The organism is Actinacidiphila bryophytorum, from assembly GCF_016916835.1.
Classification (GTDB): Bacteria; Actinomycetota; Actinomycetes; order Streptomycetales; family Streptomycetaceae; genus Actinacidiphila; species Actinacidiphila bryophytorum.
On record NZ_JAFFIX010000013.1, the window covers coordinates 1 to 12,342 of the forward strand.

Genomic DNA, 12,342 nt, shown 5'->3' on the forward strand with positions numbered 1-12,342 from the left:
CGTCGTAGTCGACGGTCAAGGTGGCGGAGGCCGGGAAGGACTGGCAGGTCAGGATGTAACCCGCGTCGACCTCGGCGGATTCGAGGGCGAAGTTGCGGCGCATGTCGGCCTCGCCCTCGGTGACGCGGGCGCGGCAGGTGCCGCAGACGCCGCCCTTGCAGGCGAAGGGGAGGTCGGGGCGGACGCGTTGGGCCGCGTCGAGGATCGTCGCGTCGGTGGGCAGGGCCGCGGTGGAGCTGCGGCCGTCGAGGGTGACGGTGACCTGGCTGACCGGGCCGTGGGTGGTCTCGTCGGGGTGGCGCAGCGGGGTGATCGGCTCGTCGTCGGCGAAGAACAGCTCGCGGTGGACCCGCTCTTCCGGGACGCCGAGGCCGGCCAGCACGCGCTGGGCGTCGGTGATCATGCCCTGCGGGCCGCACAGCCACCAGTGGTCCGCGCCGGGGACGTGGACCAGGCCGTCGATGAGTGCGGCGAGCCGGTCCGCGTCCAGCCGCCCGGACAGCAGTTCCGCCTCGCGCGGCTCGCGGGAGAGCACGTGGCCGATCTGGAAGCGGGCCGGATACGCGTCCTTGAGGTCGGCGAGGTCGTCGGCGAACATCACCGTGCCGGTGCGCCGGTTGCCGTAGAAGAGCGTGACGCGCGAGCGCGGGTCCGCGGCCAGTACGGACTCGGCGATGGACATCATCGGGGTGATCCCGGACCCGGCGGCGATCAGCACATGGTGGCCGGGGGTGCTGAGGTCCGGGGTGAAGGCACCGGTCGGCGGCAGCACCTCGACGGTGTCGCCGGGGCGCAGGCCGTGCACCAGCCAGTCGGAGAACAGCCCGCCTGGCACCACCCGCACGCCGATCCGCGGCGGTGAACCGGCGGGCGAGCAGATGGAGTACGAGCGCCGCTCGTCCCGCCCGTCGACGGTGCGGCGCAGGGTGAGCGACTGGCCGGGGCGGTGGGCGTACTCGGCTGCCAGCTCGCCGGGGATCTCGAAGCCGACGGAGACGGCGTCCTCGCACAGCGGGCGGACGTCGGCCACCCGCAGCGCGTGGAAGACCGGCCGGCGGCGCGGCCGTACGGCCCCGGCGGCGGCGGTGGTGGTCGGGGCCATCACAGCTCCTTGACGTGCTCGAAGGGTTCGCGGCAGGCGCGGCAGCGCCACAGGGACTTGCAGGCGGTGGCCGAGAAGCGGGACGTCTCCTCGGTGTCGGCCGAGCCGCAGCGCGGGCAGCCGACCGCGAGCCGGGGAGCGCCGAGCACCAGCGGGACGGGGCCCGGGGTCCGGCGGGGCGCGGGGCCGGGCGGCGCGATGCCGTACTCGCGCAGGGTGCGCCTGCCGTGCGCGGTGATCAGGTCGGTGGACCACGGCGGGTCGAGGACGGTGCGGATCTCCACCTTGGCGAAGCCGGCGCCGCGCAGCCTCGCGGCCACGTCGGCGCGCATCTCGGCCATCGCGGGGCACCCGGAGTAGGTGGGCGTGAGGCTGGCGACGACCGTGCCGTCGGACGCGAGCCGGACGTCCCTGAGCACCCCGAGGTCGGCGAGGGTGAGCATGGGCAGCTCGGGGTCGGGCACCTCGGCGGCGACCCGGCGGGCGGTGTGCAGCGACGGGGCGGTCACCACGTCGCCTCCGGGTGTGCGCGGGCCACGCTCTGCAACTCGGCCAGCAGCGGGGCCAGATGGCCGGTGTGCTCGCCGCGCCGCCCGGAGCCCGGCAGCGCGGGCACGGCGGGCAGGTCGAGCCCGGCGGCCGACAGCACCTGGCCGAGCACGTCCAGCGTCTCGCGCCGGACGGCGTCGGCGTCGCCGGTGTGACGGGCATCGCCGGAAGGGCCGGCCTGGTCGGCTCGCACCGCGAACGGCGGCTCGGCTTCCAGCACTTCGTCCAGGTAGGGCGCCACCTCGGCGAGCGCCGCACGCATCCTGCGGTGCGACTCCTCGGTGCCGTCGCCGAGCCGCAGCGCCCAGTCGGCGGCGTACTGCCGGTGGTAGGCCAGTTCCGCCACGCCCTTGGCCGCCACCGCGGCCAGCACCGGGTCCGCCGCGAGGGCCAGCCGGCCGAAGAGCGCGAGCCGCCAGCTGGAGAGCACCAGCAGCCGCACGACACAGAAGGCGAAGTCGGTGTCGGGCAGTTCGGCCAGCCGCACGTTGCGGAAGTCGGCGGCGTCACGGGTGTAGGCGTACGCGTCCTCGCCGCGCCCGCTGCCGTCGACCTGGCCGCAGCGGGCGTACAGCAGCCGGGCCTGGCCGAGCAGGTCGAGGCCGATGTTGGCGAGCGCGACCTCCTCCTCCAGCTCGGGGGCGCGGGTGCACCACTGGGCCAGCCGCTGCGCGCTGACGAGCGCGTCGTCGCCCAGCGCCAGGCACACGGCGGCGACTTCCGCGGGGTCCACGCCGTCGGGCACGGAGGTGTCGACGCCGTGCAGCGGGTCCTCGAAGCCGGTGCCGAACGCCCAGCGGGAGTCGCCGTCGTCGTGCCCCTCGGCGAGGGAGAGGTAGACGTGGTCGTCGGTGTCGTCGCTCATGGCGGCCGGCTCCTAGATGTGCGGGACGTCGTCGGGGATGTCGTAGAAGGTCGGGTGGCGGTAGACCTTGTCGGCGCTGGGCTTGAAGAAGGGGTCCTTCTCGTCGCGGGTCGAGGCGGCGATGAGGTCGGAGCGCACGACCCAGATGGACACGCCCTCGTTGCGGCGGGTGTAGAGGTCGCGGGCATGGGTGAGGGCCATGCGGTCGTCGGCGGCGTGCAGCGATCCGACGTGCACGTGGTTCAGCCCGCGCTTGCCGCGGACGAACACCTCGTACAGCGGCCAGTCCTGCCCGGCCGCGCCCTGGGTGTCACTCATACTCCGACGCCTTCCTGCTCGCGGGCCGCCTGCCCGGCCCTGGCCGCCTGCTTGGCCGCGTGGGCGGTAGCCGCCTCGCGGACCCAGGCGCCGTCCTCGTGTGCCGTACGGCGGCGGGCGACCCGCTCGGTGTTGAGCGGACCGTCGCCGCTGATCACCCGCTGCAGCTCCGACCAGTCGGGGGTGCCGAAGTCGTGCCGCCCGCGCTCCTCGTTCCAGCGCAGTTCGGGGTCGGGCAGGACGACGCCGAGCCGCTCCGCCTGCGGCACGGTCATGTCGACGAAGCGCTGCCGCAGCTCGTCGTTGCTGTGCCGTTTGATCTTCCACGCCATGGACCGGGCGGAGTTGGGCGAGTCGCCGTCGGGCGGGCCGAACATCATCAGCGACGGCCACCACCAGCGGTCCACCGCGTCCTGCACCATGGCGCGCTGGGCGTCGGTGCCGCGCATCATCGTCATCAGCAGTTCGTAGCCCTGCCGCTGGTGGAAGGACTCCTCCTTGCACACGCGCACCATGGCGCGGGCGTAGGGGCCGTACGAACTGCGGCACAGCGGCACCTGGTTGCAGATCGCGGCGCCGTCCACGAACCAGCCGATCACGCCGACGTCGGCGTAGCTGGCGGTGGGGTAGTTGAAGATGGACGAGTACTTCTGGCGACCCTCGATGAGCCGCTCGGTCAGGTCGGCGCGGTCGGCGCCCAGTGTCTCGGCGGCCGAGTAGAGATACAGGCCGTGGCCCGCCTCGTCCTGCACCTTGGCGAAGAGGATCGCCTTGCGGCGCAGCGAGGGCGCGCGGGTGATCCACTCCCCCTCGGGCTGCATGCCGATGATCTCCGAGTGGGCGTGCTGGGCGATCTGCCGGATCAGCGTCTTGCGGTAGCCGTCGGGCATCCAGTCGCGCGGCTCGATGCGCTGGTTGCCGGCGATGGTGGCGTCGAAGCGCTCCTGGAGCAGCGGGTCGGCGGGGGCGGCACCAGGGCCGTCCCCGGGGCGGCCGTCATCCCGGCCGCCACTCCCCCGGGCGGCGCCCGGCGAGCCTTCCACTGGCATGCCTGCCTCCTCGTCCCGGCCCGCAGCCCCTGCGGGCATCGCCAACCGACCGTTCGTTCGGTACCAAGTGTGCGGATCTTTCGCCGCCGAGGCAAGCCCCCGCGGCACCGGCCCGGCGAAGACCCGTGGTCAGACCCGCTCCACCAGCATCGCGACCCCCTGCCCGACGCCGACGCACAGCGTGGCCAGCCCGCGGCTGCCGCCCTCGCGCTCCAGCCGGCCCAGCAGGGTGAGCAGGATGCGCGCCCCGGAACAGCCCAGCGGATGGCCCAGCGCGATGGCGCCGCCGTCGGCGTTGACCCGCTCCTGGTCGAGGCCGAGGCGGCCGATCACGGCGAGCGCCTGGGCGGCGAAGGCCTCGTTCAGCTCGACCGCGTCCAGGTCCGAGGTCTTCCACCCGGCCCTGGCCAGCGCCTTCTCGGTGGCGGGCACCGGGCCGAGCCCCATCAGGTGCGGCTGCACCCCTGCGGATGCGGAGGTGACGACACGGGCGCGCGGCGTCAGCCCGTACCGCTCGACCGCGTCGGCGCCGGCCACCAGCAGGGCGGCGGCGCCGTCGGACAGCGGTGAGGAGGACCCGGCGGTGACGACACCGCCGTCGCGGAAGACCGTGCGCAGCGCGGCGAGCTTGTCCAGGGAGGTGCCCGGGCGCGGCCCCTCGTCGCGGGTGACCGAGCCGTCGCCGACCGGCACCGGGACGATCTCCCGGTCGAAGTGCCCGGCCTCCTGGGCGGCGACCGCCCGCCGGTGGCTGCGCAGCGCGAAGGCGTCGCTGTCGGCCCTGGTGATGCCGTCGAGCGCGGCGACCTCCTCGGCGGTCTCCCCCATCGACAGCGTCACCTTGCCCGCGTCGGCCCCCCTGCCGCCGGACGCGGCACGGTCGGCGGCGGTGAAGCGCGGGTTGGTGAAGCGCCAGCCCAGTGCCGTGTCGTGCACCTGGCCCGGCTTGGCCCAGGGGGTGCCGGGTTTGGCCATCACCCAGGGCGCCCTGGTCATGGACTCCACACCGCCGGCGACCACCACGTCGGCCTCGCCCGAGCGGATCGCCTGGGCGGCGGAGGCGACCGCGGTCAGGCCCGAGGCGCACAGCCGGTTGACGGTGTAGCCGGGGACGGTCTCGGGCAGGCCCGCGAGCAGCACGGCCATCCGGGCGACGTCGCGGTTGTCCTCGCCGGCCTGGTTCGCGGCGCCGAGCACGACCTCGTCCACCGCACCGGCCGGGACGCCGCCACGCCGCACCGCCTCGGCGACGACGAGCGCGGCCAGGTCGTCGGGCCGCACCGGGGCGAGCGCGCCGCCGTACCGCCCCTGCGGGGTGCGCGCGCCGTCCACCAGGTAGACCTCATCGGACATGGCTCTCCTCGGTGTCGGCGGGACGCGGGACGACGCTACCGCGGCACCAGTTCCTGCGGGGCGTACGGGACATGTACTCCTCCTCTTGACAGGCTGCGGCGGCCCTTGCTTACGTGGCGGCACGCTAACCGAATGGTCGGTCGGGAGACAAGGCAGGTGCATCCGTGGGCCAGCTGGACGACGCCGAGCGCATGACCCGCGAGGAACTGCACGCGCTGCAACTGGACCGGCTGCGGGCGACGCTGCGGCATGCGTACGCGCATGTGGAGCTCTACCGCCGCAAGTTCGACGCCGCCGGTGTGACGCCCGAGGACTGCCGCAGCCTCGCCGACCTCGCGCGCTTCCCCTTCACCACCAAGGCGGACCTGCGCGACAGCTACCCGTACGGCATGTTCGCCGTGCCCGTGGACCAGGTGCGGCGCATCCACGCCTCCAGCGGTACGACGGGCCGCCCCACGGTGGTGGGGTACACCGAGGGCGACCTGTCGGTGTGGGCCGACGTCGTGGCGCGCTCGATCAGGGCCGCGGGCGGCCGTCCCGGCCACAAGGTGCACATCGCCTACGGCTACGGGCTCTTCACCGGCGGCCTCGGGGCGCACTACGGCGCCGAGCGGGCCGGCTGCACGGTGATCCCCGCCTCCGGCGGCATGACGGCCCGGCAGGTGCGGCTCGTCCTGGACTTCCGGCCCGAGATCATCATGGTGACCCCGTCGTACATGCTCACCCTGCTGGACGAGTTCGAACGTCAGGGCGTCGACCCGCGGTCCACCTCGCTGAAGGTGGGCATCTTCGGGGCCGAGCCGTGGACGGAGGCGATGCGCGCGGAGATCGAGGAGCGGGCGGGCCTCGACGCGGTGGACATCTACGGTCTGTCCGAGGTCATGGGTCCCGGTGTGGCGCAGGAGTGCGTGGAGACCAAGGACGGCCTGCACGTGTGGGAGGACCACTTCCTGCCCGAGGTCGTCGACCCGCTCGGCGACGGCGTCCTGCCGGACGGCGAACGCGGGGAGCTGGTGTTCACCTCGCTGACCAAGGAAGCGCTGCCCGTCGTCCGCTACCGCACCCGCGACCTGACCCGGCTGCTGCCGGGCACCGCACGCCCGGCCTTCCGGCGGATGGAGAAGGTGACGGGGCGCAGCGACGACATGATCATCCTGCGCGGGGTGAACGTCTTCCCCACGCAGGTCGAGGAGATCGTCCTCGGCGTGCCCGGGGTGGCGCCGCACTTCCGCCTGGACCTGACCCGGCGCGGGCGTATGGACCACATGACCGTCGTCGTGGAGGCCAGGCCCGACGCGGCGCCCGCGGACCGCGACGAGGCGGCCCGCCGTATCGCGCAGGGCGTCAAGGACGGTGTCGGCGTCACCGTGGAGGTCACCGTCGTGGAGCCGGAGAGCCTGGAGCGCTCGGTCGGCAAGATCCAGCGCATCAGGGACCTGCGCCAGGCCTGACCTGGCGATCCGAAGCCGGGGCGGGCCGCCGGAAGCCGGGCCGGGGTCAGTCCAGGTGGCCGTGGTCGGCCAAAATGCGGTCGATGCGGGCGCGGTGCGCGGCCTCCCACGCGTCGAGGCTCTCGTCGGCCTCCTTGGCCAGCTTCCGCTGTGCGTCGGCCAGCACCTCGCCCGCGCGCCCGGCCGGGACGACGGCGACGCCCTCCTCGTCGGCGACCACGATGTCGCCGCTGCGGACCTCGACGCCGCCGCAGCGCACCGGCTCGCCGAGCGGCAGGACCGCCGACTTGCCGCCGGGGCAGGGGGCGATGCCGCGGGCCAGGACCGGGAAGCCCATCGCGCGGACCTCGCCGAGGTCGCGGATGACCCCGTCGATGACGAAGCCGGCGATGCCGCGCCGCTGGGCGACGGCGCAGACGTTGCCGCCGGCCACCGCGTAGTCCGTGTCGCCGGCCTCCATCACGATCACCGAGCCGGGCGCCGCCCGGTAGATGGCCGCGTGCAGCATCAGGTTGTCGCCGGGCGGGCAGCGTACGGTGAAGGCCGGTCCCCCGATCCGCGGCGCGGGTCCCCACAGCGGCCGCAGACCGGCATCCATGACCTGGCCGCGGCCCAGGACGTCGGCGAGTGTGGTCGGGGGGATCTGCTGGAATTCGCTCACGTTCGCACGCTACCGGACGGTACGGGTCCCGCCCCCGCCGGGCGCGAGCGGCGGGGACGGGACCGGCGGCCCGCCCGCACTGTCCGTACCCCTTGTTACATTGCAGGGGTGAGGGGATCGCGTCCCGGTGCCGAGGTCCGCGCCTGGCGACCGGCCGTGGCGGGGATCAGCGAGGTGCTGCACGCGAACTTCGCCGAGCACGCCTACCCGGTGCACACCCACGACACCTGGGACCTGATGCTGCTGGACGACGGTGTCGTCGACTTCGCCCTCGACCGCAGGCGGCACGACGCGACAGACGCCGGGCGGGTCGTGCTGCTGCCGCCGGGGGTGCCGCACGACGGGCGCTCCGTCGGCGGGCTCGGCTTCCGCAAGCGGGTGCTGTACCTGTCGACCGACGTGCTGCCGGAAAGGCTGGCGGGCACCGCGGTGGACGGGCCGATCCTGCTGGACCCCGCGCTGCACGACCGGGTGCACCTGCTGCACCAGGCACTGCGCCCGCCGGAGGACGGCGGTGACGTCCTGGAGGCCGAGTCGCGGCTGGCGTTCGTACGCGAGAGGCTGCTGACCCACCTGGACCGGCGCCGCCCTCCCCCGCGGGACCCGGCCGACCACCGGCTGGCGGCGCGGCTGCGCGAACTGCTGGACTCCCGCGTGCAGGCCGGCCTGTCGCTGGACGAGGCGACCCGGGTGCTCCATGCCCACCCGACGCATCTGATCCGCTGCTTCACCCGGGCCTACGGGCTGCCCCCGCACACCTACCTGACGGGGCGCCGGATCGACCGGGCCAGGGCGCTGCTGCTGGCCGGCGAGCGGCCGGTCGACGTGGCCGGTGCGGTCGGCTTCTACGACCAGGCGCATCTGAGCCGGCACTTCACCCGGCACATGGGGGTCCCACCGGCCCGCTTCGGGCGGCGCGGCGCGTAGTCGTACGGCACGTGGTCGTACGCGGGCGTGCGCCGCCCTCAGCGGACGGCGGGGCCGGCGCCCGTGCGGGGGTCAGCCGGTGGCGATGGCCGGGTCGCTCACCCCGGGCCTGCCGTTCTCCACGTGCCCGGCCAGCCGGCGCAGGTATGCGGGGTCGTGGTCGGCGGTCACGGTGATGTCGTACCAGCGCTTGCTGCGGGCGAGGTCGACAGTGTGGATCTCGCGGCGGCCGGCGCGGACGGTGTACGTGGCGTGGTGGCCGTCGTAGGCGTTGCGGACGGTCAGGCGTACGTCGTCGCGGCCCGAGTTGGTGAAGGTCAGCTCGATCCGCCCGGTGGCGTCGTGGCGGGCTGTCACCTCGGGGCCGGCGTGGGCCGCGGAGCCCTTGAAGGTGCGCAGGAAGCCGGCCGGGCCGTACGCCGTCAGGTCGTAGGACCCGCCCTGCTCGGCGGTGTCCCAGCTGCCGGAGAGCTTCTTGCCGGCCTCCGCGGTGTACGTCCACGGGCCGTCGGTGCGGCCGGCGGCGGTGACGTGGAAGCACACGCCGGCCGCGACCCCGCCGCCGAAGGTGAGGGTGACGCGCTCGCTGGAGGGTGTCACGGCCGCGTCGACCTGCGGGGCGTAGGGCAGCGGGCGGGTCGGGCGGCTGCCCTTCTCCTGCACCGGCAGCACCTGGTGGGCGGGCGGCACCGGCACATAGCTGTCGTGCCGGTCGCGGTCCTGCGGCCGGTAGCCGTCGGTGTCGGGCAGCGGCGCCGGCCTGCCGTGCGTCAGGCCGAAGTCGAAGGCCGACGTCAGGTCGCCGCACACGGCACGCCGCCAGGGCGAGATCTGCGGCTCGTGCACACCGAAGCGGCGCTCCATGAAGCGCACGATCGAGGTGTGGTCGAAGACCTCGGAGCAGACGTAGCCGCCGGTGCTCCACGGCGAGACCACCGTCATCGGCACCCGCTGGCCCAGCCCGTAGGGGCCGGCCGCGTAGGTGCTGTTGCCAGGGAAGACCTCGAGGCCGGTGTCGGCGGTCGAGGCTCCGCGGCCCGCCGCGGGCGGCGCGAAGGGCGGCACCACGTGGTCGAAGTAGCCGTCGTTCTCGTCGTAGGTGATGAACAGCGCGGTCCTGCTCCACACCTCGGGGTCGGCGGTCAGCGCGTCGAGGACCTGGGAGATGTACCAGGCGCCGTAGTTCGCGGGCCAGTTGGGGTGCTCGGAGAAGGCCTCGGGTGCGGCGATCCAGGAGATCTGCGGCAGCCTGCCGCCCAGCACGTCGGACGTGAGGATGTCGAAGAAGCCGTCGCCCGCCTTGGCGTCGGTGCCGGTGCGGGCCTTCTCGTACAGCGCGTCGCCGGGCTGCGCGTTGCGGTAGTTGTCGAAGTACAGCAGCGAGTTGTCGCCGTAGTTGCCGCGGTAGGCGTCCGGGATCCAGCCCCAGGAGTTGGCCGCGTCCAGGCCGTCGCCGACGTCCTGGTAGATCTTCCAGGAGATACCGGCCTTCTCCAGCCGCTCGGGGTAGGTGGTCCAGTCGTAGCCCTTCTCCGAGTTGTCCAGCACAGGGCCCGCGCCCTTGCCGTCGTTGCCCGTCCAGCCCGACCACATGTAGTAGCGGTTGGGGTCGGTGCCGCCGATGAAGGAGCAGTGGTAGGCGTCGCAGACCGTGAAGGCGTCGGCCAGCGCGTAGTGGAAGGGGATGTCCTCCCGGGTCAGGTACGCCATGGTGGCCGCGGACTTGGCCGGGATCCAGCGGTCGTAGCGGCCGTCGTTGAAGGCGGCGTGGCTGCCGGTCCACTCGTGGTTGAGGCCCTCGATGAACTGCATGCCCAGGTCGCCGGCGTCCGGGTGGTAGGGCAGCACGTCCTTGCCCGTGCCGTCGGGCTGGTACCAGACCGGCTTGCCGTTCCCGAGCAGCACCGGGCGGGGGTCGCCGAAGCCGCGCACTCCGCGCAGCGAGCCGAAGTAGTGGTCGAAGGAGCGGTTCTCCTGCATCAGGACGACGATGTGGTCGACGTCCTTGATGGTCCCGGTGCGGCGCCCGGCCGGGATGGCGGCGGCGCGGTTGATGCTGTTGGTCAGCGCGGTGAAGCCGGCAGTGGCGCCGGCGATCTGCAGGAAGCGCCGCCGGGTGGGTTCGGCCATGGCTCGGAGTACCTCTTCGCAGGTGGAGGGTGGCGGGGCGGGAAGACCCGCCCCAAGCGCAGCGACACCGGGCGACCTGCCCGTGTCGCCCGGGTGACGGGCCGCGGTACGCGTCGCGAACAGCGGAGTCCGGTGGGACGAAAGCGGAACGGGCCGCGGCCGGGACGGGCATGCGCTCGAACACCTTGCCGTCTCAGGCGACTTCCGACGCGATCAGGACAGGCACTGTTCAACTGGCCGTCGCCGGCGGGCGCGAGTCTTCACGCGTTCGCAGCCCATGCACCAAGCAGCCTTGCACCAAGGAGCAACGATGGTCGCACAGATGGACACACCGGAGCCGTCGGGAGACCGCCTCAGCCGGCGCACCGCGGTCGGCATGCTGGGGACCGCGGGAGTCGGCGCCGTCGCCGTACCGCTGCTGAGCGCGGGGACCGCCTCCGCCGCCGCGCCGGCCGGCGCACCCGCCTTCCACCCCACCCCCGACGCCGGGGGCGCCTCCCCGGTGCAGGGCCTGCACCTGACCTTCGGCCGGGACCCGTCCAGCCAGATGGTGGTCTCCTGGCTGACCGACGCGCCGGTCAAGCGGCCCCGCGTCCTGTACGGCACCCTGGAAGGGGGCCTGGGCTCCGGCGCGTCGGCGCAGACCCGGGTGTACGCCGACGGCAAGTCGGGCCGGAAGGTCTACGTCCACCACGCGCCGATCAGCGGGCTGCGCCCGGACACCGACTACTACTACCTGGTCTCGCACGACGGTGCCACGCCCGACAGCGGCACCTTCCGCACGGCGCCGCGCGGCCGCAGGCCGCTGACCTTCACCAGCTTCGGCGACCAGTCGGCGCCCCAGGTGACCTGGGCGAGCGACGGCACGGCGGCCTTCGACGCCAACTCCACCCCGGCGACCAAGGACATCGTCACCGGCATCGAGCAGGTCGCGCCGCTCTTCCACCTGCTCAACGGCGACCTGTGCTACGCCAACCTCGACGTGGACCGGGTGCGCACCTGGAACAACTTCTTCACCAACAACACGCGTTCCGCCCGCTTCCGCCCGTGGATGCCCGCCGCCGGCAACCATGAGATCGAGTCGGGCAACGGCCCGCTGGGCCTCGGCGCGTACCAGACGTACTTCGACCTGCCCTCGACCGAGACCGACGACGAACTCGCGGGCCTGTGGTACGCCTTCACCGCGGGGTCGGTGCGGGTGATCGTGCTGCAGAACGACGACATCGCGCTGCAGGACGGCGGCGACGTCTACGTCAACGGCTACTCCGGCGGGCGCCAGCTGGCCTTCCTGGAGCGGGAGCTGAAGGCCGCCCGGCGCGACACCGGCATCGACTGGGTCGTCGTGGCGATGCACCAGGTGATGATCAGCTCCTCCGACGCCAACGGCGCCGACCTCGGGCTGCGCGCGGCCTACGGGCCGCTGTTCGACCGCTACCAGGTCGACCTGGTGGTGTGCGGCCACGAGCACAACTACGAGCGGTCGCTCGCGGTGCGCGGCGTCGTCAGCGGCAGTGAGACGCTGACCCCGAACCCGGCCTCGGCCAGGACCGACGACATCGACACCGGCCTCGGCACGGTCCACATGGTGCTGGGCGGCGGCGGTGTCTCCGGCACCACCAACCAGGCCTTCTTCAAGGACGGCACCGCCAAGGTGATCACCGCGGTGGCCGCCACCCGCCCCGCGGGCGGCAAGCGGGCCGCGACCTACGTCAAGGAGGAGGCGGTCTGGACCGGGGTGCGCGACATCGAGCACCCCTACGGCTTCGCCGCCTTCACCGTGGACCCGGGGCGCTTCCCCGGGGACACCACCCGGATGCACGTCACGTATTACAACGTGAACAAGCCGAACGGCGAGCTGTCGGTCTTCGAGCGCTTCACGCTGCACCGCAAGCGGTCGGACGGCCGCGGCTGACCGGCCGGCTGCCGACAGGCCGGCT

The 12,342-nt window shown here is 73.5% G+C and carries 11 protein-coding genes; 3 read left to right on the forward strand and 8 right to left on the reverse strand.

Annotation, left to right across the window (positions count from 1 at the left end; translation table 11 throughout):
* The 6 genes from paaE to JT723_RS19725 all read right to left on the reverse strand — a co-directional run.
* The coding region (paaE, locus tag JT723_RS19700) for a 1,2-phenylacetyl-CoA epoxidase subunit PaaE (RefSeq protein ID WP_205046027.1) at nt 1-1,102 on the reverse strand (1,102 nt) is incomplete at its 3' end.
* Complete coding sequence (gene paaD / locus JT723_RS19705; RefSeq protein ID WP_205046028.1) at nt 1,102-1,614, reverse strand: 1,2-phenylacetyl-CoA epoxidase subunit PaaD; 513 nt, start codon at nt 1,612-1,614, stop codon at nt 1,102-1,104. The genes paaE and paaD, both read right to left, overlap by 1 nt.
* Complete coding sequence (paaC, locus tag JT723_RS19710; RefSeq protein ID WP_205046029.1) at nt 1,608-2,516, reverse strand: 1,2-phenylacetyl-CoA epoxidase subunit PaaC; 909 nt, start codon at nt 2,514-2,516, stop codon at nt 1,608-1,610. Before paaC ends, paaD begins: the two co-directional genes overlap by 7 nt.
* Before the next feature lie 12 nt (nt 2,517-2,528).
* Nucleotides 2,529-2,834 (reverse strand): 1,2-phenylacetyl-CoA epoxidase subunit PaaB, encoded by a 306-nt coding sequence (gene paaB, locus JT723_RS19715; RefSeq protein ID WP_205046030.1) that lies wholly within the window; start codon nt 2,832-2,834, stop codon nt 2,529-2,531.
* Entirely contained in the window at nt 2,831-3,883 is a 1,053-nt protein-coding gene (gene paaA, locus JT723_RS19720; RefSeq protein ID WP_240165890.1) for a 1,2-phenylacetyl-CoA epoxidase subunit PaaA, read from the reverse strand. Before paaA ends, paaB begins: the two co-directional genes overlap by 4 nt.
* A 129-nt stretch (nt 3,884-4,012) precedes the next feature.
* The gene (locus JT723_RS19725) at nt 4,013-5,236 is read right to left on the reverse strand and encodes a thiolase family protein (protein WP_205046031.1); all 1,224 of its coding nucleotides are present in this window, start codon (nt 5,234-5,236) and stop codon (nt 4,013-4,015) included.
* A gap of 191 nt (nt 5,237-5,427) precedes the next feature.
* On the opposite strand from JT723_RS19725, the gene paaK reads away from it, so the two are divergent.
* Nucleotides 5,428-6,687, forward strand: coding sequence for a phenylacetate--CoA ligase PaaK (gene paaK / locus JT723_RS19730; RefSeq protein WP_205046164.1), 1,260 nt, complete (start codon nt 5,428-5,430; stop codon nt 6,685-6,687).
* A gap of 46 nt (nt 6,688-6,733) precedes the next feature.
* Here paaK and JT723_RS19735 read toward each other — a convergent pair whose 3' ends face one another.
* Nucleotides 6,734-7,348 carry an RraA family protein gene (locus tag JT723_RS19735; protein ID WP_251513177.1) on the reverse strand — a complete coding sequence of 205 codons (615 nt, stop codon included), beginning with the start codon at nt 7,346-7,348 and terminating at the stop codon, nt 6,734-6,736.
* A gap of 108 nt (nt 7,349-7,456) precedes the next feature.
* On the opposite strand from JT723_RS19735, the gene JT723_RS19740 reads away from it, so the two are divergent.
* Nucleotides 7,457-8,275 carry a helix-turn-helix domain-containing protein gene (locus tag JT723_RS19740; protein ID WP_205046032.1) on the forward strand — a complete coding sequence of 273 codons (819 nt, stop codon included), beginning with the start codon at nt 7,457-7,459 and terminating at the stop codon, nt 8,273-8,275.
* Between the two features lie 72 nt (nt 8,276-8,347).
* On the opposite strand, the gene JT723_RS19745 is transcribed toward JT723_RS19740, so the two are convergent.
* Nucleotides 8,348-10,405, reverse strand: coding sequence for a phosphocholine-specific phospholipase C (locus JT723_RS19745; RefSeq protein ID WP_205046033.1), 2,058 nt, complete (start codon nt 10,403-10,405; stop codon nt 8,348-8,350).
* Between the two features lie 310 nt (nt 10,406-10,715).
* Here JT723_RS19745 and JT723_RS19750 point away from each other — a divergent pair, with 310 nt between their 5' ends.
* Nucleotides 10,716-12,317 (forward strand): purple acid phosphatase family protein, encoded by a 1,602-nt coding sequence (locus JT723_RS19750; protein ID WP_205046034.1) that lies wholly within the window; start codon nt 10,716-10,718, stop codon nt 12,315-12,317.
* The last annotated feature ends 25 nt before the right edge of the window (nt 12,318-12,342 follow it).

Coding starts and splice junctions, on each gene's coding strand:
- paaC (WP_205046029.1), bottom strand. CDS start 2,516: ATGAGCGACGACACCGACGACCACGTCTACCTCTCCCTCGCCGAGGGG.
- paaB (WP_205046030.1), bottom strand. CDS start 2,834: ATGAGTGACACCCAGGGCGCGGCCGGGCAGGACTGGCCGCTGTACGAG.
- paaA (WP_240165890.1), bottom strand. CDS start 3,883: ATGCCAGTGGAAGGCTCGCCGGGCGCCGCCCGGGGGAGTGGCGGCCGG.
- JT723_RS19725 (WP_205046031.1), bottom strand. CDS start 5,236: ATGTCCGATGAGGTCTACCTGGTGGACGGCGCGCGCACCCCGCAGGGG.
- paaK (WP_205046164.1), top strand. CDS start 5,428: ATGACCCGCGAGGAACTGCACGCGCTGCAACTGGACCGGCTGCGGGCG.
- JT723_RS19745 (WP_205046033.1), bottom strand. CDS start 10,405: ATGGCCGAACCCACCCGGCGGCGCTTCCTGCAGATCGCCGGCGCCACT.
- JT723_RS19750 (WP_205046034.1), top strand. CDS start 10,716: ATGGTCGCACAGATGGACACACCGGAGCCGTCGGGAGACCGCCTCAGC.